Source organism: Modestobacter sp. KNN46-3 (assembly GCF_011039295.1).
The window spans coordinates 1-24468 of the sequence record NZ_JAAKGN010000036.1; the positions used below are offsets into that span (position 1 = coordinate 1).

Annotated in this window: 26 protein-coding genes; 11 read left to right on the top strand and 15 right to left on the bottom strand. The window is 73.4% G+C overall.

Annotated elements, in window-relative coordinates; genetic code table 11:
- Nucleotides 1-177 precede the first annotated feature (177 nt).
- Nucleotides 178-630: a GatB/YqeY domain-containing protein gene (locus tag G5C62_RS10325; RefSeq protein ID WP_036335156.1), complete on the top strand. Its 453-nt coding sequence runs from the start codon at nucleotides 178-180 to the stop codon at nucleotides 628-630.
- Between the two features lie 72 nt (nucleotides 631-702).
- On the opposite strand, the gene G5C62_RS10330 is transcribed toward G5C62_RS10325, so the two are convergent.
- The 4 genes from G5C62_RS10330 to G5C62_RS10345 all read right to left on the bottom strand — a co-directional run bounded on the left by G5C62_RS10330 (nucleotide 703) and on the right by G5C62_RS10345 (nucleotide 6572).
- A complete protein-coding gene (locus G5C62_RS10330) occupies nucleotides 703-2961 on the bottom strand; it encodes a transglycosylase domain-containing protein (RefSeq protein WP_164700910.1) in 2259 nt (752 codons plus the stop codon).
- 100 nt (nucleotides 2962-3061) lie between these two features.
- Nucleotides 3062-4186: a fatty acid desaturase gene (locus tag G5C62_RS10335; RefSeq protein ID WP_164700911.1), complete on the bottom strand. Its 1125-nt coding sequence runs from the start codon at nucleotides 4184-4186 to the stop codon at nucleotides 3062-3064.
- A 143-nt stretch (nucleotides 4187-4329) separates the two neighbouring features.
- On the bottom strand, nucleotides 4330-5553 hold the full coding sequence (locus tag G5C62_RS10340) for an ArsA family ATPase (RefSeq protein ID WP_164700912.1): 1224 nt from the start codon (nucleotides 5551-5553) through the stop codon (nucleotides 4330-4332).
- Entirely contained in the window at nucleotides 5550-6572 is a 1023-nt protein-coding gene (locus tag G5C62_RS10345; protein ID WP_241175815.1) for an ArsA-related P-loop ATPase, read from the bottom strand. The genes G5C62_RS10340 and G5C62_RS10345 overlap by 4 nt, the downstream gene beginning before the upstream one ends.
- Before the next feature lie 61 nt (nucleotides 6573-6633).
- On the opposite strand from G5C62_RS10345, the gene G5C62_RS10350 reads away from it, so the two are divergent.
- From G5C62_RS10350 to G5C62_RS10360, 3 genes are all read left to right on the top strand, one after another.
- Entirely contained in the window at nucleotides 6634-6807 is a 174-nt protein-coding gene (locus G5C62_RS10350; protein WP_164700913.1) for a hypothetical protein, read from the top strand.
- A 7-nt stretch (nucleotides 6808-6814) separates the two neighbouring features.
- On the top strand, nucleotides 6815-7282 hold the full coding sequence (locus tag G5C62_RS10355) for a RidA family protein (RefSeq protein WP_036335160.1): 468 nt from the start codon (nucleotides 6815-6817) through the stop codon (nucleotides 7280-7282).
- 163 nt (nucleotides 7283-7445) lie between these two features.
- Nucleotides 7446-8237, top strand: coding sequence for an NUDIX hydrolase (locus G5C62_RS10360; RefSeq protein WP_241175816.1), 792 nt, complete (start codon nucleotides 7446-7448; stop codon nucleotides 8235-8237).
- A gap of 326 nt (nucleotides 8238-8563) precedes the next feature.
- Here the strand turns inward: G5C62_RS10360 and G5C62_RS10365 are convergent, their stop codons facing one another.
- Both G5C62_RS10365 and G5C62_RS10370 read right to left on the bottom strand, forming a co-directional pair.
- The gene (locus tag G5C62_RS10365) at nucleotides 8564-9238 is read right to left on the bottom strand and encodes a Crp/Fnr family transcriptional regulator (protein WP_036335203.1); all 675 of its coding nucleotides are present in this window, start codon (nucleotides 9236-9238) and stop codon (nucleotides 8564-8566) included.
- Between the two features lie 165 nt (nucleotides 9239-9403).
- Complete coding sequence (locus tag G5C62_RS10370; protein WP_036335206.1) at nucleotides 9404-9676, bottom strand: hypothetical protein; 273 nt, start codon at nucleotides 9674-9676, stop codon at nucleotides 9404-9406.
- Between the two features lie 155 nt (nucleotides 9677-9831).
- Between G5C62_RS10370 and nth the strand changes: the two genes are divergently transcribed.
- From nth to G5C62_RS10395, 5 genes are read left to right on the top strand one after another with little or no spacing between them, the layout of a single operon-like run.
- Nucleotides 9832-10644 carry an endonuclease III gene (gene nth, locus G5C62_RS10375; RefSeq protein WP_164700915.1) on the top strand — a complete coding sequence of 271 codons (813 nt, stop codon included), beginning with the start codon at nucleotides 9832-9834 and terminating at the stop codon, nucleotides 10642-10644.
- Nucleotides 10641-11237, top strand: a complete 597-nt coding sequence (locus tag G5C62_RS10380) for a TlpA disulfide reductase family protein (RefSeq protein ID WP_164700916.1) — start codon at nucleotides 10641-10643, stop codon at nucleotides 11235-11237. Before nth ends, G5C62_RS10380 begins: the two co-directional genes overlap by 4 nt.
- The gene (locus tag G5C62_RS10385) at nucleotides 11234-11998 is read left to right on the top strand and encodes a CoA pyrophosphatase (RefSeq protein ID WP_036335163.1); all 765 of its coding nucleotides are present in this window, start codon (nucleotides 11234-11236) and stop codon (nucleotides 11996-11998) included. The genes G5C62_RS10380 and G5C62_RS10385 overlap by 4 nt, the downstream gene beginning before the upstream one ends.
- A complete protein-coding gene (locus tag G5C62_RS10390; protein WP_081975280.1) occupies nucleotides 11995-12486 on the top strand; it encodes a cupredoxin domain-containing protein in 492 nt (163 codons plus the stop codon). Before G5C62_RS10385 ends, G5C62_RS10390 begins: the two co-directional genes overlap by 4 nt.
- Before the next feature lie 47 nt (nucleotides 12487-12533).
- Complete coding sequence (locus tag G5C62_RS10395; RefSeq protein WP_036335164.1) at nucleotides 12534-13715, top strand: MarP family serine protease; 1182 nt, start codon at nucleotides 12534-12536, stop codon at nucleotides 13713-13715.
- Nucleotides 13716-13785: 70 nt separating this feature from the next.
- Here the strand turns inward: G5C62_RS10395 and G5C62_RS10400 are convergent, their stop codons facing one another.
- The 3 genes from G5C62_RS10400 to acs all read right to left on the bottom strand — a co-directional run bounded on the left by G5C62_RS10400 (nucleotide 13786) and on the right by acs (nucleotide 17474).
- Nucleotides 13786-14745: an alpha/beta fold hydrolase gene (locus G5C62_RS10400; protein ID WP_241175817.1), complete on the bottom strand. Its 960-nt coding sequence runs from the start codon at nucleotides 14743-14745 to the stop codon at nucleotides 13786-13788.
- A gap of 47 nt (nucleotides 14746-14792) precedes the next feature.
- Nucleotides 14793-15323, bottom strand: a complete 531-nt coding sequence (locus G5C62_RS10405; RefSeq protein ID WP_036335166.1) for a phage holin family protein — start codon at nucleotides 15321-15323, stop codon at nucleotides 14793-14795.
- A gap of 183 nt (nucleotides 15324-15506) precedes the next feature.
- A complete protein-coding gene (acs, locus tag G5C62_RS10410; RefSeq protein WP_164700917.1) occupies nucleotides 15507-17474 on the bottom strand; it encodes an acetate--CoA ligase in 1968 nt (655 codons plus the stop codon).
- 128 nt (nucleotides 17475-17602) lie between these two features.
- Here acs and G5C62_RS10415 point away from each other — a divergent pair, with 128 nt between their 5' ends.
- On the top strand, nucleotides 17603-18388 hold the full coding sequence (locus tag G5C62_RS10415) for a (2Fe-2S)-binding protein (RefSeq protein ID WP_164700918.1): 786 nt from the start codon (nucleotides 17603-17605) through the stop codon (nucleotides 18386-18388).
- On the opposite strand, the gene G5C62_RS10420 is transcribed toward G5C62_RS10415, so the two are convergent.
- Together G5C62_RS10420 and G5C62_RS10425 are read right to left on the bottom strand one after the other, a co-directional pair.
- Entirely contained in the window at nucleotides 18367-19698 is a 1332-nt protein-coding gene (locus G5C62_RS10420) for a hypothetical protein (RefSeq protein ID WP_164700919.1), read from the bottom strand. The two genes, G5C62_RS10415 and G5C62_RS10420, sit on opposite strands and share 22 nt — an antisense overlap.
- Before the next feature lie 60 nt (nucleotides 19699-19758).
- Nucleotides 19759-20307 carry a CGNR zinc finger domain-containing protein gene (locus tag G5C62_RS10425; RefSeq protein WP_164700920.1) on the bottom strand — a complete coding sequence of 183 codons (549 nt, stop codon included), beginning with the start codon at nucleotides 20305-20307 and terminating at the stop codon, nucleotides 19759-19761.
- 78 nt (nucleotides 20308-20385) lie between these two features.
- Here G5C62_RS10425 and G5C62_RS10430 point away from each other — a divergent pair, with 78 nt between their 5' ends.
- Nucleotides 20386-21393, top strand: a complete 1008-nt coding sequence (locus tag G5C62_RS10430) for a DMT family transporter (RefSeq protein WP_036335173.1) — start codon at nucleotides 20386-20388, stop codon at nucleotides 21391-21393.
- 18 nt (nucleotides 21394-21411) lie between these two features.
- On the opposite strand, the gene G5C62_RS10435 is transcribed toward G5C62_RS10430, so the two are convergent.
- The 4 genes from G5C62_RS10435 to G5C62_RS10450 all read right to left on the bottom strand — a co-directional run bounded on the left by G5C62_RS10435 (nucleotide 21412) and on the right by G5C62_RS10450 (nucleotide 24444).
- Nucleotides 21412-21663 carry a helix-turn-helix transcriptional regulator gene (locus G5C62_RS10435; RefSeq protein ID WP_036335176.1) on the bottom strand — a complete coding sequence of 84 codons (252 nt, stop codon included), beginning with the start codon at nucleotides 21661-21663 and terminating at the stop codon, nucleotides 21412-21414.
- A 4-nt stretch (nucleotides 21664-21667) separates the two neighbouring features.
- The gene (locus G5C62_RS10440; RefSeq protein ID WP_036335177.1) at nucleotides 21668-22522 is read right to left on the bottom strand and encodes an ABC transporter permease; all 855 of its coding nucleotides are present in this window, start codon (nucleotides 22520-22522) and stop codon (nucleotides 21668-21670) included.
- Nucleotides 22519-23484: an ABC transporter ATP-binding protein gene (locus G5C62_RS10445; RefSeq protein WP_164700921.1), complete on the bottom strand. Its 966-nt coding sequence runs from the start codon at nucleotides 23482-23484 to the stop codon at nucleotides 22519-22521. Before G5C62_RS10445 ends, G5C62_RS10440 begins: the two co-directional genes overlap by 4 nt.
- A gap of 96 nt (nucleotides 23485-23580) precedes the next feature.
- Nucleotides 23581-24444, bottom strand: coding sequence for an alpha/beta fold hydrolase (locus G5C62_RS10450; RefSeq protein WP_164700922.1), 864 nt, complete (start codon nucleotides 24442-24444; stop codon nucleotides 23581-23583).
- Nucleotides 24445-24468: the final 24 nt, after the last annotated feature.

The following is a 24468-nucleotide window of genomic DNA, read 5'->3' on the forward strand; positions in this document are numbered from 1 at the left end:
GGTCCGTGTCCTCCAGCGAGTCCTGGCACTCACCGTCGTCATCTGGCACAACGACCACATCGGCGCACTAACACCAAGATCACTAATCGCCTACGACCACTGACCCTTGGAATAGCTCATCTAGGGGGAGGGGAACTGCGTCGTCCCGGTCCGGGCGGAGGTGGCAGGCTCTGCACCGTGCCTGAGCTGAAGGACCGACTGCGTGCCGACCTGACCACCGCCATGAAGGGCCGCGACGAGCTGCGCACCGCGACGCTGCGCATGGTGCTCTCCGCCGTGACCGCCGAGGAGGTCTCCGGCAAGGAGGCCCGGGAGCTGAGCGACGAGGAGGTGCAGGCGGTGCTGCGCCGGGAGGCGAAGAAGCGCCGTGAGGCGGCCGACGCCTTCGCCGGTGCCGGCCGCGCCGACCAGGCCGAGCGGGAGAAGGCCGAGGAGGGCGTGCTGGCGACCTACCTGCCCGCCCAGCTCGAGGACGCCGATCTGACCGCGCTCGTCGCGGACGTGATCACCACGACCGGTGCCGCCGGGATGAAGGACATGGGCAAGGTCATGGGCGCCGTGCAAGGCCGGGTGGCAGGTCGGGCCGACGGCGGCCGGGTGGCCGCAGAGGTGCGCCGCCAGCTCGGCTGAGCGGGGGCGCGCTCAGCGTCCTCAGAACGGTAGAGGGGCCGGGCCCGTAGGCCCGGCCCCTCTGCCGTTCGGTCAGCCGGGCTGACCGTCCCCGTTCAGGTCGGGCTGCGGAGCGGCGGGGTCGGCCGGGGCAGCCGCTTCGGTGGACGGCGCTGCGGCGGTCGACGGTGCCGGCTCGGTGGCCGTGCTGCTGTCCCGGCTCGACGTCCGGTTCCAGCGCTGCGATCCGCGGTCGTCGTCGTTCGAGGACGAGGACGACGGCCGGGCGCTCGTGGGCGGCGCGTCGACCCCGCGCCCGGCGAACCTCGGGTCGGCCGCCGGGAACTCCGCGGCGGGCTGCCCGGAGAGGATCGGCAGCATCGCGTCGTGCCAGATGGTGGCCGGCCGGCCACCGCCGTAGCCACCGACGCTGTCGGTCCCGGTCGGGCGGAACACCATGACGCTGGCGGTGTACTCCGGGGTGGACCCGACGAAGGTCACCGAGTCGTTGTTGTTCACCGTGCCGGTCTTGCCGGCGATCTGGTGGCCGGGGACGTAGGCGCGCGCGCCGGTCTGCATCCGGTTCCCCGGCTCGACGTCCTTGCGCAGCATCTGGCTCAGGGTGTTCGCGAGGCCGGGCTCGACCACCTGCTCGCACTGGTCGCCGGGGACGAGCGGCTGGCCGTCGTCATCGGTGACCGGCTCGCCGTTTCGGTCGACGATCTGCAGCACCGGCTTCGGAGTGCACTTCACGCCGCTGGCCGCGATCGTCGCGTAGGCGTTGGCCAGGTCGAGCGGGCTGACCCCGTCGGTGCCGTAGGCGAACGAGGGCCGGTTCTCGTCGATGATCTGCTGGGCCGGGGTCTGGGTCACTGAGTAGTCGAAGGTCATGCCCAGCCGCTCGGCCATCCGGACCGCCGGCTCGATGCGGCCCAACGCGTCCTCCAGCGCCAGGAAGTAGGTGTTGGAGGACATGTAGAGCGCCTGGGTCATGGTCAGCGTGTTCGGGTAGTTGTTGCCCACGTTGCCGACCGAGTAGGGCTCGTACTCCGCGGTGTCGGTGTTGAAGCCCCGGTAGACCCGGCTGGTGTAGGGCTCGCTGGTGGTGATCGTGTGGCTGGCCGGCAGCCCCTGCTCCAGCGCGGCCGCGGCGACGAAGGTCTTGAACGTCGAGCCGGAGCCCTTGGTGGGGATGGTGGCGAAGTTGACCGACTCGCAGCCCGCTGCCGGGTCACCGCAGCCGAACCGCCGGTTCACGCTCATCGCCAGCACGTGCCCGGTGCCGGGCTCGATCGCGTCGTAGACCCCGACGATCGGGTCGCCCATGCCCTGGGTGGCCAGCACGGCCGCGTCACCGGCGAGCTGCATGTCCGGGCGGAGGGTGGTCTGGATCGTCCAGCCGTTGTTCTTGATGTCGTCCGGGCTCACCCCCAGCGTGCCGGTCAGGTAGCTCATGACGTAGTCGCAGAAGAAGCCGCCGATCGCGGCGTCGATGCAGCCGTTCGGCGCGTTGCCGCCGGGGGCCAGCGGGATCGGCGCGGCGGAGACGTCGGCGAGCTCCTGGTCGGTGATGTGCTCGAGCTGGTGCATCCGGTTCAGCACCTGATCACGCCGGGTCGTCGCCTCGGCCGGGTAGGCGATCGGGTCGAACTTGGGGCTCTGCACCAGCCCGGCGAGCACCGATGCCTGTGGCAGCGTCAGGTCGGCGGCGTTCACGCTGAAGTACTTCTGCGCGGCCGACTGGATGCCGTAGGCGCCCTGGCCGAAGTAGGCGATGTTCAGGTAGCGGGTGAGGATCTCGTCCTTGGAGTACTCCTCCTCCAGCGCGAGGGCGAGGCGGGCCTCCTTGAGCTTGCGGCCGACCGACTCCTCCTCGGCAGCGGCCCGCTCCTCCGCGTTGTCCGCGGTCTGCAGCAGGGTCTGCTTGACCAGCTGCTGGGTCAGCGTCGACCCGCCCTCGAGCACCTCCCCGGCGGCGAGGTTCTTCGCCAGCGCCCGCGTCGTGCCCTCGACGTCCAGCCCGTTGTGCTGGTAGAAGCGCGAGTCCTCGATGTCGACGATCGCCTGCTTCATCACGTCGGAGATCTGGTCGTGCGTCACCGGCGTGCGGTTGTTGTCGTAGAACTGCGTGATCGGCGTCCCGTCGGCGGCCACCATGGTGGCGTTGCCGTTCGGCGTCTCGTCGGTGAGCTCGACCGGGAGGGCGTCGAGCAGGCTGGCGGAGTTCCGGGCGACGAGCCCGGTCCCCCCGACCAAGGGCAGCAACATGGCAGCGACCAGGGCGCCGGCCACGACGATCGTGACGGCCAGCTTGACCAGGGCACCGAGCGGGGAACGCGCAGAGTCGGACATCGCAGGCCAAGGTACCTGCCCGGGGGGTCTGTGTGGGGTGCCTCTGACGCAACGCGCGGAGCGGCCGCCGAGGACGTCGGCAGGCCGCCCCGCACGGCGGTCAGGACATCTGGTAGCGGTTCGCCCGCTTGAACGTGCCCATGTCGTTGAAGCGCACCCCGTTGGCGGCCAGCACCGGGTGGATGTCCCGCTCCATCAGCTGCCGCACGTAGAACGGGTCGGCCACGTAGAAGTGGTGGATCGGGTGGGTGCTGCCGAAGTTCAGGCAGAAGACCTGGAAGGGCACCAGGTACCAGCGGTTGAACACCTGGGTCTGCTGCAGCACGTTGCCCTGCTCGACGTCCCCCTGATAGTGCATGTTGCTGCTGATGAAGTGCAGGCAGAAGCCCCGCCACACGTTCGGGCCGACCCAGACGACGGTCAGCACGGTGAGCACCTGGAGCCAGGACGTCGGCACGGCGGCGCCCAGCCAGCTCGCCACGTGCAGGCCCAGGAACGCGTACCAGATGGTGATCGCCACCGGGGTCAGCCCGATGCTCGCCTTGAGGATGGTGCGCCGCCAGAGCGCGTCCTCGGCGTCCTTCGGCCGGGTGGTGACGATCCGGATCAGGGCGGGCACGTACGGGTCGAGCAGGCTGTAGAGCCGGACGGCGCCCCACGGCTTGCCGTTGGTGATCGACACCTCCTCGATGTCGTCGGGCAGCCCCGAGTACGCGTGGTGCCGCAGGTGCAGCCGGATCCGGTAGACCGGGTTGATCGTGTACGGCCGGATCGCCCAGACGCCGAAGAGCAGCGCGTACCGCACGGCCTTGCGGCGGCGGAAGTAGAGGGCGTGGATCAGGTCGTGCTCCACCTCGTGCCCGATCGCGGCGAAGGCCGCCGACAGCAGCAGGGTCACGTACCAGGGCAGCACGCCGGTCAGGTACATCGCGCCGCTGCCGACGAAGCCGAGGACGGCGACGGAGAAGGCGGTCAGCCCGAGGGCGTCCTGGTGCCGCAGCACCGGGTGGTCGCGCCGCAGCTCCTGCGACCGACGGCGGATCGCGCTGGTGATGACCTTGGTGCGGGCCTTGTCGTCGGGGGAGAGCCCGACGGTGTCGACCGGGATCTCGACGGGGAGGTCGGCGGCGGCGGGGACGGCGATGCCGGTGCCGGTGACGAAGAGGCCGGCCGGCTCCGGCGACGTCGTCGCGGTGGTGCGGTCGAGCTCGGGTGCGGTGCTCATGCCTGGTGTGTCATCCCTCCGACGGAACGGTCGGGCGGACGCTAACGGAGCGTCACGACCGCGACCAGGTCCCGGGATGACGTGGGCACGAACGGGTGACCGGCCTGCCCCTCCTGCCCCTCGAGCCCCACGGAGGGGTGGGGTCAGCCGGCCTGGGAGCGCAGCGGCAGCACCCGACTGCGCGGCGTGCCCGTCCCGGTGCCGTCCTCCGCGGCGAGCAGCGCCTCACCCATCACCCGCAGCCCGTCCAGGTCGTGCACGTCCCCGGCCGCGGCCGGCACCGTCCGCACCGGCACCTCCGGGTGGGCGCTGGTGAACCGGTCGGCCAGCCGCTGCTCGCGGGTCGCGACGGTCATCCGCTCGGCGTGCACCCGCAGCGCTCCCGCGGCCAGCTTCGAGCCCGGGCCCCCTGCCTCGGCCACGGCTTCGGCGGCACCCTCGGCGCGGGTGGCGGACAGGGCCGTGGTGGCCGGCGGGTGGGTGCGGTTGAGCACCAGCCCGGCCAGCGGCATGCCCTCGGTGGAGAGCCGGTCGACGAAGTACGAGGCCTCGCGCAGTGCATCCGGCTCCGGGGCGGCGACGACGACGAACGACGTCCCCGGCTGGCGGAGCATCTCGTACGTCGCGTCGGCGCGCTCCCGGAAGCCGCCGAACATGGTGTCCAGCGCGGAGACGAACGCCGAGATGTCGTTGAGCAGCTGGCCGCCCAGGATCTTGCTGATGATCCGGCTGAACAGCAGGAAGCCGGCCCCGACGAACCGGACCCCGGCCCGGCCGCCGGCCCGCGCGGGGGCGGTGAGCAGCCGGATCATCGTGCCGTCGAGGAAGCGGCTCATCCGGTTCGGGGCGTCCAGGAAGTCCAGCGCCGACCGGGACGGCGGGGTGTCGACGATCACCAGGTCCCAGCGGTCGCTGGCCCGCAGCTGCCCGAGCTTCTCCATCGCCATGTACTCCTGCGTGCCGGCGAAGGAGGAGGAGAGCGCCTGGTAGAAGGGGTTCTCGAAGATCACCTGCGCCCGCTCGGGCGTCGAGTGCGCGGCGACGACGTCGTCGAACGTCCGCTTCATGTCCAGCATCATCGCGTGCAGCTCACCCGGGGCACCGGGCGTCTCGACCAGCCGCGGCTCGTTGTCCAGCTCGACCAGGCCCAGCGACTGGGCCAGCCGGCGGGCCGGGTCGATGGTCAGCACGACGACCTCCCGTCCGGCCTCGGCCGCGGCCAGCGCGAGCGCCGCGGAGGTGGTCGTCTTGCCCACGCCGCCAGAACCGCAGCACACGATGATCCGCGTGCTCCGGTCGCTGACCAGCGCGGCCAGGGCCAGCGGCGGTGCCGGGGCGGGCCGCCGCGGCGGCTGGGCGGCGGTCACGCCGCGACCTCGTCGCGCAGGTGCCCGTCGAGCCGGTCGGCCAGCTCGAACAGGCAACCCAGGTCGATCGGGGACGACGACAGCGGCAGCTCCACCAGCGGGCGGCCCAGCGCCTCGACGTCCCCGCGCAGTGCGTCCTGGGAGATCCAGCGGCGGGCGTGCTCGACCGCCTCGGCGACCAGCCCGTCAGCCAGCCCGTCGATCCCGGTCAACTGCGCCGCGGTCAGCGCGGGTACCAGGTCGGCGCCGGTGAGCCGGCCCTCGGCGGTGCGGGCCAGGCTGGCGGCCGGGAGGAGCGGTTCGGTCGCCATGTTGACGATCACCGACCCGACCGGCAGCCCGGCCGCGGTCAGCTCGGTGATCGCGTCAGCGGTCTCCTGCACCGGCATGTCCTCCAGCAGGGTCACCACGTGCACCGCCGTCTGCGGCGAGCGGAACACCGCCATCACCCCGTCGCTCTGTGCCCTGATCGGGCCGGACCGGGCCAGCCCGGCCACCTCGTTGGTCACGTTGAGGAACCGGGTGATCCGGCCGGTCGGTGGCGCGTCGACGACGACGGCGTCGTAGACCAGCCGGCCGTTCTCCCGCCGGGTCACCGCCTCCTTGATCTTCCCGGTGAGCAGCACGTCGCGGAGCCCGGGCGCGATCGCGGTGGCGAAGTCGATCGCGCCCATCTTGCGCAGCGCCCGGCCGGCCCGCTTCAGGTTGTAGAACATGTCGAGGTACTCGAGGAAGGCCGCCTCCACGTCGATCGCCAGCGCCTTCACCTCACCGCCCCCGCGGGCCACCGCGACGCGCCGCTCCTCGTAGGGGAGGGGTGGGGTGTCGAAGAGCTGGGCGATGCCCTGCCGCCCCTCGGTCTCCACGAGCAGCACGTGGCCGCCGTCGGCGGCCAGCGACAGGGCCAGGGCAGCGGCGACCGTCGTCTTCCCGGTGCCGCCCTTCCCGGTGACGACGTGGCACCGCACGGGCACCGTTCCTGCGCGCGACGGTTCCCGGTGCACCGGCTCTGAGCTCACCCGCACCAGCCTACGAGCGGTGACCGACTCCGGCGCGTCCCGGCTGCGCTAGCGTCGCGGCATGAGTGATTCGGCCCGTCGGACCTGGGAGTACGCGACCATCCCGCTGCTCACCCACAACACCAAGGCGATCCTGGACTCCTGGGGCGTCGACGGCTGGGAGCTGGTGGCCGTCGTCCCCGGCCCGGGCGGCGGCGACCAGCTGGTGGCCTACCTCAAGCGCCCGACCAGCTGAGGCCACGATGACCACCCCCGTCTCCTGGCACGCCCGGCTCGCCGAGCTCGGTGTCCGGCTGCCCCCGGTGGCCGCCCCGGTCGCCGCCTACGTGCCGGCCGTCCGCACCGGCCAGCTGGTCTTCACCTCCGGTCAGCTGCCGTTCGTCGACGGCGGGCTGCGCCGCACCGGCAAGGTCGGCGGTGCCGTCGACATCGAGGACGCCGCAGCCGACGCGAAGGTCTGCGCGCTCAACGCGCTGGCCGCGATCGACGACCTGGTCGGTCTGGACTCCGTGGCCCGGATCGTGCGGGTCGTCGGCTACGTGGCCAGCGCCGAGGGCTTCTCCGCCCAGCCGCGGGTCGTCAACGGCGCCAGCGAGTTCCTCGGCCGCGTCTTCGGCGAGGCCGGGCAGCACGCCCGCAGCGCCGTCGGCGTCGCCGAGCTCCCGATGAACGCCCCCGTCGAGGTCGAGCTCACCGTCGAGCTGCGATGACACCGCGACCCTCCGGGTCGCAACGCGGCCAGGAGCCGGTGACGGCTGCGCTGAGCCGTTCCCCGTGGCGTCGGCAGGGAGCCCCCGGCCCCCGTGCCGACGCCACCGCCTCCTTCGTCGGCGTCCATCGGAGCTCGTCGTGAGTTCGCCGGATCGTGCTCCCGTGCCGATCCGGCAGGCGGCGACGGTGTTGTTGCTGCGGGACGGCACCGACGGCCTGGAGGTCTACCTGCTCCGGCGCACGCGGGGCATGCCGTTCGCCGGTGGGATGACCGCCTACCCCGGCGGCGGGGTCGACGACCGGGACGGCGACACCGAGCTGGCCTGGGTGGGGCCGCCCCCGGCCCACTGGGCGAGTGCCTTCGGCTGCGACGAGCGACTCGCCCGTGAGCTGGTGTGCGCCGCCGTCCGGGAGACGTTCGAGGAGGCCGGCGTCCTGCTGGCCGGTCCGGCGGACGGCTCCGGGGCCGTCGTGCCCGACGTGTCCGGCGACGACTGGGAGGCGCAGCGGCAGGCGCTGATGGCCCACGAGCTCTCCCTCGCCGAGCTGCTGGCCGGTCGCGGGCTCGCCCTGCGGGCCGACCTGCTGCAGCCCTTCGCGCACTGGATCACCCCGCCCCCGGAACGGCGGCGCTACGACACCAAGTTCTTCGCCGCGCTGCTGCCCGTCGGGCAGGAGGCGCGGGACGTCTCCGGCGAAGCGGACGAGGCGGTGTGGACGACGCCGGCCGCCGCGCTCGCCGAACACGCCGCGGGCACCCGGCCGATGCTGCCGCCCACGATCCACACGCTCGGCCAGCTGGTGCCCTTCGCCGACGCCGCGGCGACCCTGGCCGGCTCGCCACCGGCGCCGCTCGAGCCGATCAGTCCCACCTTCGAACAGGGGCCGGACGGCAACTACGCGGTGCTGCCCGACGGCACCCGGATCAGGATGGTCGCGGCTTTGCCTTCGTGACGCTGTGCACATCGCGACCCTGACGGGCCGCACCGCGGCCAGGTGCCGGGGCCAGCTGCGTCGAGCCGTTGGCCGTGTCCCGGGGAGGGACCCTGCGGGCCCCGTCCCCGGTCCACCCCTCGCTCCGCTCGGGTGTCGTACCGCGGCCAGGTGCTTGGTCCGGCCGTGTTGGGCCGTTGGCCCGTGTCCCGGTGAGGGACCCTGCGGGCCCCGTCCCCGGTCCACCCCTCGCTTCGCTCGGGTCCGTACCGGTGGTCTCGCCCTGGCCTTGACGCGCGAGGGCCCCGTCCGGTGAACCGGACGGGGCCCTCGTCAGTGCTGTGGTGTCAGCGGGCGCGGCGGCGGAGGCGTTCCTCGTCGAGGACCACCACCGACTTGCCCTGCAGCTGGATCCAGCCGCGGTGCACGAAGTCGGCCAGCGCCTTGTTCACCGTCTCGCGGGAGGCGCCCACCAGCTGGGCCAGCTCCTCCTGGGTCAGGTCGTGCTTGACGCGGAGGCCGTCGGTCTCCCGGCTGCCGAAGCGGTCGGCCATCTGCAGCAGCGCCTTGGCCACCCGGCCGGGGACGTCGGTGAAGATGAGGTCGGCGACCGAGTCGTTGGTGCGCCGCAACCGCCGGGCCAGCACCCGCAGCAACTGCTCGCCGATCTCCGGGTGCGCGGTGATCCACGGCCGGAGCATGGTGTTCGGCATCTTGGCCAGACGCACGTCGGTGACGGCGGTGGCGGTCGCGGTACGCGGCCCCGGGTCGAACACCGAGAGCTCGCCGAACTGGTCGGACGGCCCCATCACGGCGAGGACGTTCTCCCGGCCGTCAGGCGCGCGGCGGGAGATCTTCACCTTGCCGGACAGGACGACGTAGAGGCTGTCGCCCGACTCGCCCTCGTTGAAGACGACCCGGCCGCGGGGCAGCACCACCGTCTCCAGTGCGCTGGCCACCGGCTCGGCAGCATCCTCCGACAGCCCCTGGAAGAGACCGGACTGGGCAAGGACCTCGTCCACGTGCACCTCTCGCAACGTCCTCACGGGTGCGATGGCGACCCGCGTTACTCGGAGAGTCTAGGGCCTGTGGCCCGCCTCACCAGTGCACTCCGTCACGAACCTGCCCACTCTGAGTGGTAGCGGGGTCGCGACGGCTTCCTGACGTGCAGGTCCTGTGCCTGGAGGTCAGTCCTCGTCGGCCGGCCCGTGGGCCGACTCGGTCAGCACCGGACGGGGGGCGCTGCGGGCCCGGCCGCGGCGGCGGGCCCGCCAGCGGCTCATCGCCCGGCGGATGCCCGAGCTGGCCAGCGTGCCCACCTCGCCCGGGGTGGCGGAGCCGAGGAAGTCCTCGACCTCCCGCTGCGAGGTCGGGCGGCGCAACGGCTCCTCCACCCGCTCCATGACCAGCAGGAACGCGATCAGCAGCGGAGGGAACAGGATGACGATGAGGGCGACCACGAGCACCTCCTCGGGAGGACGACCCCCGGCGGGGAGGCCGGGTGGGGACCAGGTCGTCGAGCGGTCGGGGCACGCGCCCGGTCACCGGGCGGGTGTGCACCGCCACCGAGTATGACGGGCGGTGACTGTCAGCGGGGACGCCTACCCTCACACGCGTGTCCCGGCCTGCCACCTCACCTGACGCCCCGCCGGCCTACACCCGGCCGGCGCGCGCTCGCCGCCCCGCACGCGCCGCCCGGCTGGGCGTGTCCCCGTTCGACCCCGAGGAGAGCCCGCTGGCCCGCACCCGCCGGGCCCGGCGGATGGCCCGGGAGCTGGCGGTCATCCACCCCGACGCGCACTGCGAGCTGGACTTCACCACGCCGCTGGAGCTGCTGGTCGCCACCGTCCTGTCCGCGCAGACCACCGACAAGACGGTCAACAAGGTCACCCCGGTGCTGTTCGCCCGGTACCCCGATGCCGCGGCCTACGCGGGGGCCGACCGGGCCGAGCTCGAGGAGGTGCTGAAGCCCACCGGCTTCTTCCGGGCCAAGGCCAACTCGGTGATCGGTCTGGGTCAGGCGCTGGTCGAGCGCTTCGACGGCGAGGTGCCCGGCCGGCTGGCCGACCTGGTGACCCTGCCCGGGGTCGGCCGGAAGACCGCCAACGTGGTCCTCGGCAACGCCTTCGGCGTGCCGGGCCTCACCGTCGACACCCACTTCGGCCGCCTGGTCCGCCGGTTCGGCTGGACCGCGGAGGAGGACCCGGTCAAGGTCGAGGCCGAGATCGCGGAGGTCATCCCGAAGAAGGAGTGGACGATGTTCTCCCACCGGGTGATCTTCCACGGCCGGCGGGTCTGTCACGCCAAGAAGCCGGCCTGCGGCGCCTGTGGTCTGGCGGCCTGGTGCCCGTCCTACGGCGTCGGCCCGCTCGACCCCGAGGCCGCGGCCAAGCTGGTCAAGACCCCGGCCGCCTCGGACACCGAGTGAGCCGGGCGCTGCGCTCCCTCGTCGCACTCGGCCTGCTGGTTGGCGTGCTCACCGGCTGCTCGTCCGACGACGTGGCGCCCGAGGAGACCGTCGCGTCGCCGGCGGGCAGCGACGTGGGCTCGGTGGACACCGACCTCGAGCCGTGCCCGGAGCAGGCCGACGTCCCGGCCGCCGACAGCGACCTGCCGGCCACCGTCTTCGACTGCTTCGGCGGCGGCACCCTCGACCTCAGCCGCGCCCCCGGCGTGCCCACGGTGCTCAACCTGTGGGCCAGCTGGTGCGGTCCGTGCCGAGAGGAGCTGCCGCTGGTGCAGCAGCTCGCCGACGCCGCCGGTGAGCAGGTCCAGGTGCTGGGCGTGGTCTCCGTGGACCGCGTGCCCGCGGCGGCGTCCTTCGCCGAGGACGCCGGGGTCACCTTCCCCAGTGCGTTCGACGCCGACGGTGAGGTGATGGCCGGCATGGGGGTCAACAACCTCCCGTACACCCTCTTCCTGGCCGCCGACGGGTCGGTCGCGTACGTCCAGGTCGGTCCGGTGCACTCGCTGGAGGAGTTCGAGGGGCTCGTCGCCGAGCACCTCGGGGTGCAGCTGTGACCGTCTCCGCCGCGGAGCTGGAGGAGCTCCCCGAGCACCTGCAGCGGCTGGTGGCCAACGCCGGGCAGCTGCCGCTGTGGCACCGGCACGGCCAGCCCTCCGACAGCGCGCGACGCTCGGCGGTGCTCATCCTCTTCGGTGAGGGCCCGGCCGGGCCCGACGTGCTGCTGATCGAGAAGTCGGCGCACCTGCGCAGCCACGCCGGTCAGCCGGCCTTCCCGGGGGGCGGCGCCGACCCGGGCGACGACTACCCGGTGGGGACGGCGCTGCGCGAGACCCATGAGGAGGCCGGCGTCGACCCGGCCGGCGTGCGCGTGCTGGCGACCCTGCCCGCGCTGTTCCTCGGCCCGTCGGACAACCTCGTCGTCCCGGTGCTGGGCTGGTGGGACGACCCCCGCGACGTCACCACCGGCGACCCGCGGGAGGTGGCGCGGGTGGCCCGGGTGCCGCTGAGCGAGCTGGCCGACCCGGCGAACCGCTTCCGCGTCCGGCACCCCGCCGGCTACGTCGGCCCGGCGTTCGAGGTGGCCGACATGGTCGTCTGGGGCTTCACGGCGGCCCTGCTGGACGCCGTCCTGGAGGCCGCGGGGCTGCACCAGCCGTGGGACGACGGTGACGTGCGTCCCCTCGCCGTCCCGCCGGTGCGGCCCGGCGACGTGCCGGCGGAACCCGTCGACTCCGACGTCGCCGACCGCGCCGCGCCGACGGTGGCCGAGGACGCCGGGCAGAGCAGCTCCGCGCGTACCGTTCCTGGGCGATGACCACGGCCCCCTCGGGTGCCGGAGGCGTACGACGCCACCGGCCCGCCCGCCCGCTGCCCGGCCCGCTGCTGGCCCTCACCCTCGCTGCGGCCCTGCTCGTGGGCTGCAGCAGCTCCCAGCCGGTGCAACCGGAGGTGACCCGCGTCGCCAGTGCGGACGCCGGGACGGTGCGCACCGCCGCCGACGGGGTCCAGGAGATCACCGTGGAGACCGGTGACGACTACGAGTTCACCCCGGACACCTTCACCGTGGCCCCCGGCCAGGTGCGGCTGACGCTGCTCAACTCGGGGGAGCAGATGACCCACAATCTCCTCTTCTCCGAGGGGGCGGGCCCGGCCGAGATCACCGAGCAGATCCCGGTGCTCGGCCCCGGGCTGAGCAAGACGATCGAGTTCACCGTCACCGAGCCCGGCGAGTACCCCTTCGAGTGCAGCTTCCACCTGGCCCTGGGCCAGGTCGGCACGATGACGGTGAGCCTCCCGGGATGACGGTGCCGGGAGCGGGCGGGCTCGCGATCGACCGGGGGCGCTGAGCGATGTCCCTGGTCGACCTGACCCTCATCGTGCTCGCGCTCGTCTTCGCGCTGTCCGGGTTCCGGCAGGGCCTGATCATCTCCGCCACCTCGTTCGTGGGGTTCTTCGGCGGTGCGGTCGTCGGCGCCCAGCTCTCCGGTCCGATCGCCGACGACCTGGCCAACTCCTCGGTGACCCGGGTGTTCGTCGCCCTCGTCGTGGTCCTGGCCGGCGCGCTGCTCGGCCAGCTGCTGGCCGGGCTGATCGGCCGGGCCGTGCGCAGGTGGGTCACCTGGGAGCCGGCCAAGGTCGTCGACTCGGTGGCCGGGGCGGTGGTCTCCGCCCTCGCCGTCCTGCTCGTCGCGTGGATGGTGGCCATCCCGCTGGCCAGCTCCCCGTTCCCCGGCGTGGCCGGCCAGGTGCGCCAGTCGTCACTCGTCCAGGTCGTCGACCGCACCGTGCCCGACCAGGTGCGCACGCTCTACGACTCGCTGCGCGAGGCGATCGACCGGCAGGGCCTGCCCGACGTCCTGGACCCGCTGACCCCCACCCAGGCACGCGACGTCCCGGCACCGGACCAGGCGCTGCTGGCCAGCCCCGTGGTCGACCAGGTGCGGGGCTCGGTGGTGCAGATCCGGGGGATCGCGGCCTCCTGCTCCCGGCAGATCGACGGCTCCGGCTTCGTCTTCGCCGAGGACCGGGTGATGACCAACGCCCACGTGCTGGCCGGGGTCACGGATCCGAAGGTCATCGCCGAGGGTGAGTCCTACGACGCCGTCACGGTGTACGTCGACGAGCCCACCGACGTCGCCGTGCTGGCCGTCCCCGGGCTCCCGCAGGAGCCGCTGGACTTCGCCGACGTGCCCGTCGACACCGGCGCGGACGCGATCGTCATGGGCTACCCCGGCGGTGGGCCCTTCTACGTCGGTCCGGCACGGGTGCGCGACCGCGGGGACATCAGCGGCCCGGACTTCCGGGCCACCCGCACCGTGCAGCGCGACGTCTACGCCCTCTACGGGCAGGTCCGGGCGGGCAACTCCGGTGGCCCGCTGCTGGCGGCCGACGGATCGGTGCTCGGCGTGGTCTTCGCCTCGGCGATCGACGACCCCGAGACCGGCTATGCGCTGACCGCCGAGGAGGTGTCCGAGGCCGTGACGGTCGGTGGGGCGGCGGTCGCCGAGGTCGACACCGGCTCCTGCGAGTAGAAGGACCCTCGGGCCCCCCAGCACTCGCTGCGCTCGTGCCGAGTCCCTGCGCGAGGGCCGTCCCGGTGGGCTACCGGGCCCAGGCGGCGATGGCGGCGGTGACCTCGTCGGGGGCCTCCTCGTGGGGGAAGTGCCCCACGCCGGGGAGCTCCCGCCACTCGTAGGCGCCGGCCACGTAGCGGCCCGACCCGCGCGCGGTCGAGGGCAGCACCGCACGGTCGAGGGCCCCGTGCAGTTGGAGGGTGGGTGCGGTGACGGGTGCGGCCATCCGTCGGGCGAAGCGCCACCCGTCCGGACGCAGCTGCGAGCGACCTGCCCAGCGGTAGTACTCCATCGCCCCGTAGGCCGCCTGGGGGATGCGGCTGGCCGACCGGTACCGGCTCACGGCCTCGGCGAAGTCGACGGTGTGCACCCAGGAGGGGCCGGCCCATCGGCGCATCAACTCGGCCACCGGGTCGTCGTCGGGCCTGGTCAGGCGCCGTTCGGGCAGCCGGGGGAGCTGGAAGGGCAGCGCGTAGGCCAGGGCCCGCCGCTGCCGGGGGTCGGAGACCGAGCTGCGCAGCCGACGGGGGTGCGCGGCTGAGACGACGACGAGACTGCGCACGCTCCGGGGGTGCAGCGCGGCCATGGTCCAGGCGACCAGACCGCCCCAGTCGGCGCCGACGACCACCGCCTCCTCCTCGCCGAGCGCGCGCACCACCGCCGCGGCGTCGGCGGCGGCGGTCGGCAGGTCGTACCCGCGGGGAGGCTTGTCGCTGGCCCCGTAGCCCCGCAGGTCGGGGGCGACCACCCGGAGCCCGGCGGCGGCCAGCCCGGTCAGCTGGTGCCGCCAGGACCACCAGAACTGGGGGAACCCGTGCAGCAACAGCACCAGCGGTCCGCTGCCGGCCTCGGCGGCGTGCAGCCGGACGCCGTTGGCCGAGACGTCCCGGTGCGCCCACGGCCCCGGGAGCAGGACGCTGGTGGCGTCGGGCTGCTCCTCGGGCACCGTCACGGCCGCCGCCGGGCGGCGTTCCTCGGCTGCGGGCACCTCACGGTCGCCGCGCCCGGTGAGCCGGCGGGCCCGCTCTCGCGGGTTCAGCGCAGGGGGGCGTGCGCGTCCTGGCGGACGACCTGGCCGTTCCGCACGGTCGGCAGGTCGTGGGTCCGCCGGCCGGGGGCCTCGCGACGCATCACGTCGGGCAGGTCCTGCAGCGTCTCGATGGTGCGCTCGGGCTTCTTGATCTTCTTGACCAGCCGCCAGCCCACCAGGCCGACGATCGCAGCCACCAGGACCAGCAGGGCGAACACGATGAGGAAGGCCGCCCACCGGGGGAGCCAGACGGCGAGCAACTCGGCGAGGAAGAAGAAGAAGAAGAAACCGGCGAAGGCGAGCATCACGCCGGCTGCGGCGAACGCGGCGGCGCCGGCCCCGCCCCGCTTGACCGAGGTGCCGATCTCGGCCTTGGCGAGCTCGATCTCGCTGCGCACGAGGGTGGACACGTCGGCCATGGCGCTCTTGGCGAGAGCGCCGACCGAGGGCTCGGCAGGCCCGGCGGGACGACCCGCCAGCGGAGTGGCCCCGGCGGGACGACCCGCCGGCGGAGTCGTCGAGACACTGTGGGCCACGGATGGCTCCTCCCTGGTCGGTGCCGATCGGACGACGCGGCACGGTGCTGTCCCGGTGATCGTGCCGCATGAGCGTTCCGGCCGCCGTCCCGGATGCCCCGAAGGGGTCCCCGGGGGTGCGTTGCGCACCCCCGGGGACCCCCTCAGGTCGATCCCCGGACGACCCCTCGCAGGGGTCCTTCGTCAGTCCTCGCTGGGGGCGGCGGGGAGCTTGGAGCTGATCAGGTCCATCACCGAGGAGTCCGTCAGGGTGCTGACGTCGCCCAGCTCACGGTTCTCCGCGATGTCCCGCAGCAGGCGGCGCATGATCTTCCCCGAGCGGGTCTTGGGCAGCTCGGCGACCACCATGATCTGGCGCGGGCTGGCGATCGGCCCGATCTCCTTGCGGACGTGCTGGCGCAGCACCTTCACCAGGTCCTCGCCGGAGTCGACGGCGTCCCCGCGCAGGATGACGAACGCCACGATGCCCTGCCCGGTGGTCGGGTCGGTCGCGCCGACGACCGCGGCCTCGGCCACCGTCGGGTGGCTGACCAGGGCGGACTCCACCTCGGTGGTGGAGATCCGGTGGCCGGAGACGTTCATGACGTCGTCGACCCGGCCGAGCAGCCAGATGTCGCCGTCGTCGTCGAGCTTGGCGCCGTCGCCGGCGAAGTAGACCCCCTGGCCGTACCGGCTCCAGTAGGTGTCCTTGTACCGCTCGTCGTCGCCCCAGATCGTGCGCAGCATCGCCGGCCAGGGCTCGGTGAGCACGAGGTAGCCGGTGGCGCCGGGCTCGATCGGCTTGCCCTCCTCGTCGACCACGCTGGCCGCGATGCCCGGGAAGGGGCGCTGGGCGGAGCCCGGCTTCAGGGTGGTCGTGCCCGGCAGCGGGGTGATCATGTGGCCGCCGGTCTCGGTCTGCCACCAGGTGTCCACGATCGGGCACCGGCTGCCGCCGATGTTCTTGTGGTACCAGAGCCAGGCCTCGGGGTTGATCGGCTCGCCGACCGAGCCGAGCAGTCGCAGCGAGGAGAGGTCGAACCCGGCCGGGACGTCGTCGCCCCACTTCATGAACGTGCGGATCGTGGTCGGGGCGGTGTACAGGATCGTGACCCCGTACTGCTGCACGATCTCCCACCAGCGGCCCCGGTGCGGGGTCTCCGGGGTGCCCTCGTACATCACGGAGGTCGCCCGGTTGGCCAGCGGTCCGTAGACGATGTAGCTGTGGCCGGTGACCCAGCCGACGTCGGCCGCCGTCCAGAAGACGTCGGTGTCGGGCTTGAGGTCGAAGGTCGCCCAGTGGGTGTAGGAGACCTGGGTGAGGTAGCCGCCCGAGGTGTGCAGGATCCCCTTGGGCTTCGCCGTCGTGCCCGAGGTGTACATGATGTAGAGCGGGTGCTCGGCGTCGAAGGCCTGCGCCTCGTGTTCGGCCGACTGACCGGCGACCAGCTCGTGCCACCAGACGTCGCGGCCCTCGGTCCACTCGACGTCGGTCTCGGTGCGCTTGACGACGAGCACGCTGCGCACGCCCTCGGTCTTGGTCAGCGCCTCGTCGACGTTCGGCTTGAGCGGGCTGGGCGCACCCCGCCGGTACCCGCCGTCGGCGGTGATGACGACCTTGGCGTCGGCGTCGGTGATCCGGCTGGCCAGGGCGTCGGGGGAGAAGCCGCCGAAGACCACCATGTGGACGGCGCCGATGCGCGCGCAGGCCAGCATGGAGATCACCGCCTCCGGGATCATCGGCAGGTAGATCGCCACGCGGTCACCGGCGGTCACCCCGAGCTCGGTGAGCGCGTTGGCCGTGCGGCAGACCTCGTCCTTGAGCTGGGCGTAGGTCAGCGTGCGGGTGTCGCCGGGCTCGCCGACCCAGTGGTAGGCGACCTGGTCGCCGTGGCCGGCGTCGACGTGCCGGTCGACGCAGTTGACCGCGACGTTGAGCTTCCCGCCGACGAACCACTTGGCGAACGGCGGGTTGCTCCAGTCCAGCGCCTGCTCCCAGGGCTCCGCCCAGTCCAGTCGACGGGCGGCGTCCTCCCAGAAGCCGATCCGGTCGGCGGCTGCGCGCTCGTGGACGTCGGGTCCGGCGTTGGCGGACGCGGCCAGCTCCGGCGGGGGTGGGAAGCCGCCCTCGGGCAGCTGGTCGGACAGGGCCTGATCAGTCGTCTCGCTCATGCGCACCTCCGTGGTGGGGCGCCGCCTGGACTCCGCGGCGCTGCCTCAGTGAACAACCTATGGCCCCGGTCACCCTGGCGTCAGGTCAGTGCCGCACGCGGTCGGCACGAGGTGGGCAGACTGGGCGGGTGAGCGACGACGGTGCCCAGGCGCTGGTGGTCTCCCGGCTGCCCGGGGCCGCCGCCCTCGGGCTGCTCGCCCCGCCGTCGGCGACCGTCGTCCCGGGGCCGCTGCTGGCCGACCCGGCGTGGACGGCGGAGGTGCTGGCCGCCCGCGCCGTCCGGCAGCGGACCGATGACCGGCGGGTGCTGGCCACCGTGTGGTGGTACTCGCTGTCCAGCGTGCTCCTCACCCCCGTGCTGGCCGGGCTGGTGACCGGGGTGGGGCTGTCGGCGCGGCTGGCCGACACCACGGTGCACGCACTCGCCGGTGGGGTCCCGGTCGCGGCGACCACCCGTGGGGTCCGTGACCCGGACCTGGCCGGGGACCTGCGGACGACGATCGGCGCGGTCGTGGCCGCGGTGGCCGAGGCCGGCGGGGCCCGGGAGCGGCCGCTGTGGGCGATCGCGACCGACTCGCTGGCCAACCGGCTGCTGGCCCTCGGCCGCGCGGTCGGCGACGTCGCCGCGGTGACCGCGCTGGCCGGGCCGCTGGCCGCCGCGATCGGGGCACCCCTGCCGGTGCCGCGCTACGTCGACGTCGGCTGGCCCGACGGCAGCACGGCCCGGTTCACCCGGCGTGCCTCCTGCTGCCTGCTCTACCGGGTGCCGCACGAGGTGCTCTGCACCTCGTGCCCGCGCCGGGACCCCGGGGAGCGCCAGGTGCTGCTGGAGGACCTGGCCGAGCGGATGCGACCGGCACGGGGGCGCCGCGGCGCCCCCGTGCCGACCGATCAGCAGGCGCCGACGTCGTAGGCCCGCAGCGGCACCGTGAAGCGGCAGCCGTACTGCGGGTCGGCGACCACCTCGGCGTCGAGCACGTCGTCGCCGGCCGGCCGCACGCCGTCCTCGACCCAGGCGACCAGGTCGGTGAACGCCTGCTGGTACTCCTGGGCGCTGAAGTCGCAGTGCGCGACGGAGCGGATGGCCCGCTGCACGAGCAGGTCGCTGTTCCCCCGGGCCGCGGCGTCGCGGGCGTACTCCTGCTCCATGCTGAACGGCACGAACAGGTCGCCCAGGCCGTGCAGCGACAGCACCGGCGCGTCGAAGCGCCCGTCGATGGTGGGCACCCCGGAGAGGCCGTTGCTGCCGCGGTCGGCCCGCACCCGCAGGATCTCCTCGTTGAGCGCCTGCTCCTCGGCCGTCAGCTGCGGGTCACCGTCCAGCTGGTAGACGGTGTCGGCGTTGCCGCCGACGGCGCCGCGCTCCTCCCCGAGGCCCGGGAAGACCGGGTACACGGTGAACAGGAAGTCGGCGAAGGCGCTGAAGCCCAGCTCGAACAGCGGCCGGTCCCCGCCGGTCCGCTGCTCGGTCAGGGCGCGTAGGTCCTCGCCGGCCTCGGTGAGCACGTACGGGTAGGGGGTGCCCAGCTCGGCCTTCATCTCCGGCACGGTGGTGGTCAGGTAGTCGGCCGGCGCGGGGTAGACCGGCGGGGTGTCGGTGAGCGCCTGCGCGGCGGCGTTGTAGTCCAGGAACGTGTCGAACAGCCGCCGGTCGCCCATGACACCGCAGGCCGGCAGCGCGCCGTCGTAGGCGTTCGGGTACTGCTCGATGCTCACCCCGGTGACGTGCCCGCCCATCGAGACCCCGGACAGGTAGGTGAGGTCGGCCTTGCCCACGGTCTTCTCGAAGTACCCCAGCAGCCGGTGGGTGCTCTTCACCCCGGAGACGACGTCGTACCCGTTCTCGGTGTAGCTGGAGGCCGCCCAGGCGTAGCCCTCGTCGACCAGGTGCTGCCGGAGGCCCTCGGGTGGGGAGTCGACGGTCAGGGTGGGGCCGGTGCCGCGGTACCCGTGCGCCCACATCACCAGGTCGCCGTTCCAGTCCGCCGGCACCTCGATCCGGTAGCCGGCGCCCTTGAGCACGCCCCAGCTGCGGGTGGTGCTGGTGCCCGGCAGCGCCTCGAACGGCAGCGAGGCCTCGTCGACGACGTACTCGATCTCGGGTGACTGCGGGTACTGGGGGGCGGGCTGGTGCTTCGGTTGCGCACCGGCCGGGCCGGCGAGCACGGTGCTGACCAGGGCCAGCGCCATCGGCGCGAGCAGCAGTCGGGTGGGGCGGTGCATGGGGACCTCCGGGGACGTCGTCGTTGACGGTGACCGGACGCTAGCCCTGCGTGTTGTCGATCACATGGGCGGGTCGGCCGCGCGGCGGGCCCGGTAGGCGGCCACGTGCTCGCGGTTGGCGCACGTGCTGTCGCAGAACCGCCGGCTGGCGTTCTTGGTCAGGTCGACCAGGACGTCGTCGCAGCCGGAGGCGGCACACCGGCGCAACCGGTCGAGCGCACCGGCGCGCACCACGTCGGCCAGTGCCATGGCGGCCTCCACGCCCCACCGGTCGGCGACCGGGGCCTCCGACTCGGTGGCGTGCACGTGGTAGCCCCAGTCGTCGTGCCGGACCAGCTGCGGCAGGGCGTTCCCCTCGCGCAGCAGCCGGTTGACGACGGTCACCACGCCGTCCTCGTCGGCGTCCCAGACCCCGGCCAGCACCGACCGCAGCTCGTGCACCGCGGCCAGCTCGGCGGCGTCGCCGGCGCGGCTGCCGGTGAACTGCCAGTCGTCCAGGAACGCGGCCAGCGCCGCCGGGTCGGGCAGCCGCTCCTCGCCGTCGCCGGTGGTGTTCACCAGCGCGGCGGCGCTGGCGAGCCCCATCTCGGTGTCATGGGCAAAGAGCATGTGACTCCTGTACTCCTCTGCTAGCGTCCGCTGTACAGGAGCGTACGTCGGTTGGCTCCTGACGAGGAGGTGTCTGCCGTGCTGGACCGCCGGACCGGGCTGATCGGACTGCTGCTGGCCGTGGTCTCCGCGGCCGCGTTCGGCACCTCGGGGGTGTTCGCCACCGCGCTGCTGGACGCCGGCTGGACCGCCGGCTCCGCCGTGACCGTGCGGATCGGGGTGGCGTCGCTGGCGCTCGCCGTCCCGGCCCTGGTCCAGCTGCGTGGCAGGTGGTCGCTGCTGCGGGCCAACGCCGGCGCCGTCCTGGCCTTCGGTGCGCTCGCCGTCGCGCTGCCCCAGCTGGCCTACTTCTACGCCGTCTCCCGGCTGTCGGTGGGCGTGGCGCTGCTGCTGGAGTACTCCGGGGTGCTGCTGGTCGTGCTGTGGACCTGGGCGCGGCTCGGGCAGCGGCCCAGCCGGGTCACCGGCGCCGGGGTCGTGGTGGCCGTCGGCGGACTGGTGCTGGTCCTCGACGTCCTCAGTGGCGCCCGGATCGACCCGGTGGGCGTCATGTGGGGGCTGATCGCAGCGGTCGGGCTCGCCTCCTACTTCGTCCTCTCCGCACACGCCGACGACGCACTGCCGCCGCTGGTCAGCGCCTGGGCCGGGCTCGCGGTGGGTGCGCTGCTGCTCGGGGCGGCAGCTGTCGTCGGCATCCTCCCGTGGCGCACCGCCGCCGTGGACGTCGAGCTGGCCGGCCGGTCGACCAGCTGGCTGGTCCCGGTGCTCGGCGTGGCGCTGGTGTCGGCGGCGCTCGCCTACGCCACCGGGATCGCGGCCGTCCGGCGGCTGGGCTCGCGACTCGCCTCGTTCGTCGGTCTCGGCGAGGTGCTGTTCGCGGTGGTGGCGGCCTGGCTGGCGCTGGGGCAGCAGCCGGGTGTCGTGCAGCTGGTCGGCGGGGTCGTCGTCCTGGTGGGGATCGTGTTGGTCCGGCTGGGCGAGGACCGCCCGCCGGCCGACACGGCCGACGTCGACCCGGTGCCGGCCGGCGCGGAGCCCGCGGCGCCGGCCTCCCGGCCGCCGGCGTCGACGACGCCCGGGAGCTGAACCGACGACGCCCCCCGGTCAGCCTGAGGCGGACCGGGGGGCGGTGGTGTCGCTGATCCGGGGGAAGGGCGTGGTGGAGAAGACCGTCTCGACCGGCAGCTGGAAGAACTCGGCGATGCGCAGCGCCAGGTTCAGGCTGGGGTTGTACTCGCCCCGCTCCAGGTAGCCGATCGTCTGGTAGTGCACGCCGAGGGCGTCGGCGAGCTCGCGCCGGCTGACCCCCTGCTCGGCCCGGAGCAGGGCGATCCGGTTGAAGACGCCCTCGTTCACTCGCTCACCGCACCCACTGCAGAGCCGTCTCCCGTGCCGCCTCGACCGTCGACCCCGACTGCCGCCGGGCCATCCGGCGCAGCACCCGAGGTGCGACCACCAGGCCGGCCACCGCCCAGGCGCCGAGGACCAGCAGCATCGGGCCGGTCCGCCAGGAGTCTCCCAGCTCGCCGACGACCGCCTCCGGGGGGAGGAAGGCCGAGCGCAGCCCGAGCCCGATCCAGTAGACCGGGAAGACCTGGGCCACGGCCTGCACCCAGCCCCACATCGCCTGGATCGGGACGACGATGCCGGAGATGGCGGTGATCAGCAGGACCGGCAGCATCCCCCAGGTGCCCATCTTCTGGACCCCGGGCACCACCGAGCCGAGCACCATGCCCCAGGGCATCGTGGCCAGCATGCCGAGCACGATCAGGCCGAGGACGGCGAGCCAGCTGCCCGCGCCGCCGGGCATCACGCCGTCGAAGAGCAGCAGGCTCGGGACGAGGACGACCAGCAGGCTGGGCAGCAGGGTCAGCGACTGCAGCGTCAGCTGCCCGGTGACGTAGCCCTCCATCCCGTGCGGCAGCGCCTTGTGCCGCAGCAGCGTGCCGTCCTCCCGCTCCATCGCCAGCGAGTAGCCCGGCCCGATCACGAGGCCGAAGGTGAGCAGCCCGCCCAGGATGCTGGGCAGTGCGAACGTCGGGTAGAGCAGGCCGGTCTCGCCCACCTCGTTGTCCCGGTTGAACCACAGGACGGCGAGGGTGACCACGCCGATGAAGAGGTAGAAGCCCTGGTCCTGCGGGCTGCGCAGGCTCTGCACGAACTCCGTCCAGCCGCGTCGCAGGCCTTGGCGCACGGCCTGGCGGGAGGCGCTCACCGGGCCACCTCCGCGAGGTGCCGCTGCGGTCGGGACTCGAAGCGCTGGACCATGGCGATGTACGTGTCCTCCAGGTCGGCCCGCCGGACCTCCAGGTCGGTGAGCTCGTCGCCGTGCTGTTCGAGCAGCCGGCGGACGAAGGGGACGATCTCGTCGGTGGCGTGCACGAACTGCTCGCCGTCCCGGACCCACCGGACCTCGCTGGTGCCGGCCACCTGCCGGGTGAGCGCCGCCGCGCTGCCGTCGGCGACGATCCGCCCGTCGGTGAGGATGAGGATCCGGTCGGCGAGCCGTTCGGCCTCACCCAGGTCGTGGGTGGTGAGCAGGATGGAGGTGCCCTCGAGGTCGGAGAGCCGGTGCACCAGGTCGTGGAAGTCGCGGCGGGCCTGCGGGTCGAACCCGGCGGTCGGCTCGTCCAGGAACAGCAGCTCCGGCCGGCCGATCAGCCCGACGGCGACGTCCAGCCGTCGGCGGCGACCGCCGGAGAGGGTGGCGATCTTCCGGTCGGCCTCCTCGGTCAGCCCGACCGTGGACAGCAGGTCCTCGACCTCCCAGGGGCGCGTGCGCTCGGGTGTCGAGTAGGGCTCGTAGTAGCCGCCCAGGTAGCCGAGCAGCCGGCGGGGCGTCCAGCGTGGGTGGTCGCGCCAGGACTGCAGCACCACCCCGATCCGGGCGCGCCAGGCGTCGTCGCCGCGGGCCGGGTCGACGCCGAGCACCTCCACCGAGCCGGCCGAGGGCAGCCGGAAGCCCTCCAGCACCTCGATCGTGGTCGTCTTCCCCGCGCCGTTGGGGCCCAGCAGGCAGACCACCTCGCCCTGGCGGACGTCGAAGTCGACCCCGCTCAGCACCTCGTGGGTGCCGTAGGCCATCCGCAGGCCCCGGACCCGGACGGCGGGTCCGGCGCCCGGCGGACCCAGCTGGGGAGGCTCGGCAGAGTCGGGGAGCTCGGGGACTGCGGCCATGGCACACCACTCTTGGAACAGGGAGGAGCTGACGGCCGTGATAGTAGGGCTACTACATCGAGAGCACCAGTACTCTGCGCGCCGGTCGTCGTCCCGTCAGCCGGCCCGTACCCGGCGGACCCAGCGGGCGATCTGCTCGGCGGTCTCCTCGGCGCGGGTCAGGGCCACCATGTGCCCGGCGCCGGGCAGCTGGACCAGCTCGCCGTCGGCGAGCTCCGGCATCAGCTCGTCGATCTCCTGCTGCGGCACCTCCGGGTCGTGCTCCCCGTGCAGCACCAGGGTGGGGACGGTCAGCGCCGAGGCGTACCGGACGCCGTTGGTGCTGACGCTGGCCAGCGTCGTCCGGGCCAGCGGCACCCGCCGGCTGCCCATGAAGTCCTCCCGCACCTGGGCGACGGCAGCCTCCGGTGCACCCGGCTCGAAGGCGAACTTCCGCACCAGCCGGTCGGCCAGCGGCTCGAAGGGCCGCACCCGGTTCGCGACGACGGCCACCAGGCGCAGCGCCTTCAACCAGCTGCGACGCACGATCCGGCGCGCCATCGGCGGCAGCCCGTCGGCCGGGAAGCCGGCGAACGTCACCCCCGAGCCGCCCGACCCGGCGAACACCACGCCGCCGATGCGGTCGAGCCCGAGGTCGCGGGCGTGCACGACGATGATGCCGCCGCCGAGGCTGTTGCCGACCACGACCGCCTGCTGGCCGTCGGGCACCACCTCGGCGAGCACGGCGGCCAGGTCCTGGGCGTGGGCCTCGAGGCTGTAGTCGTCGGCGGGGGCGTTGCCGCTGCGACCGTGTCCCCGCAGGTCGTACCGGACCACCCGGTGGCGGTCGGCGAGCAGCTCGGGCACGCGGCCCCAGGAGTCGGTGGTCATGCCCAGGCCGTTGACGAGCACGACGACCGGGCCCGCGCCCTGGGTGCGCAGGGTCAGGACGGTGGCATCGAAGGAGACGACGTAGGACACCGAGGAACGGTACGTCGGCCGCCT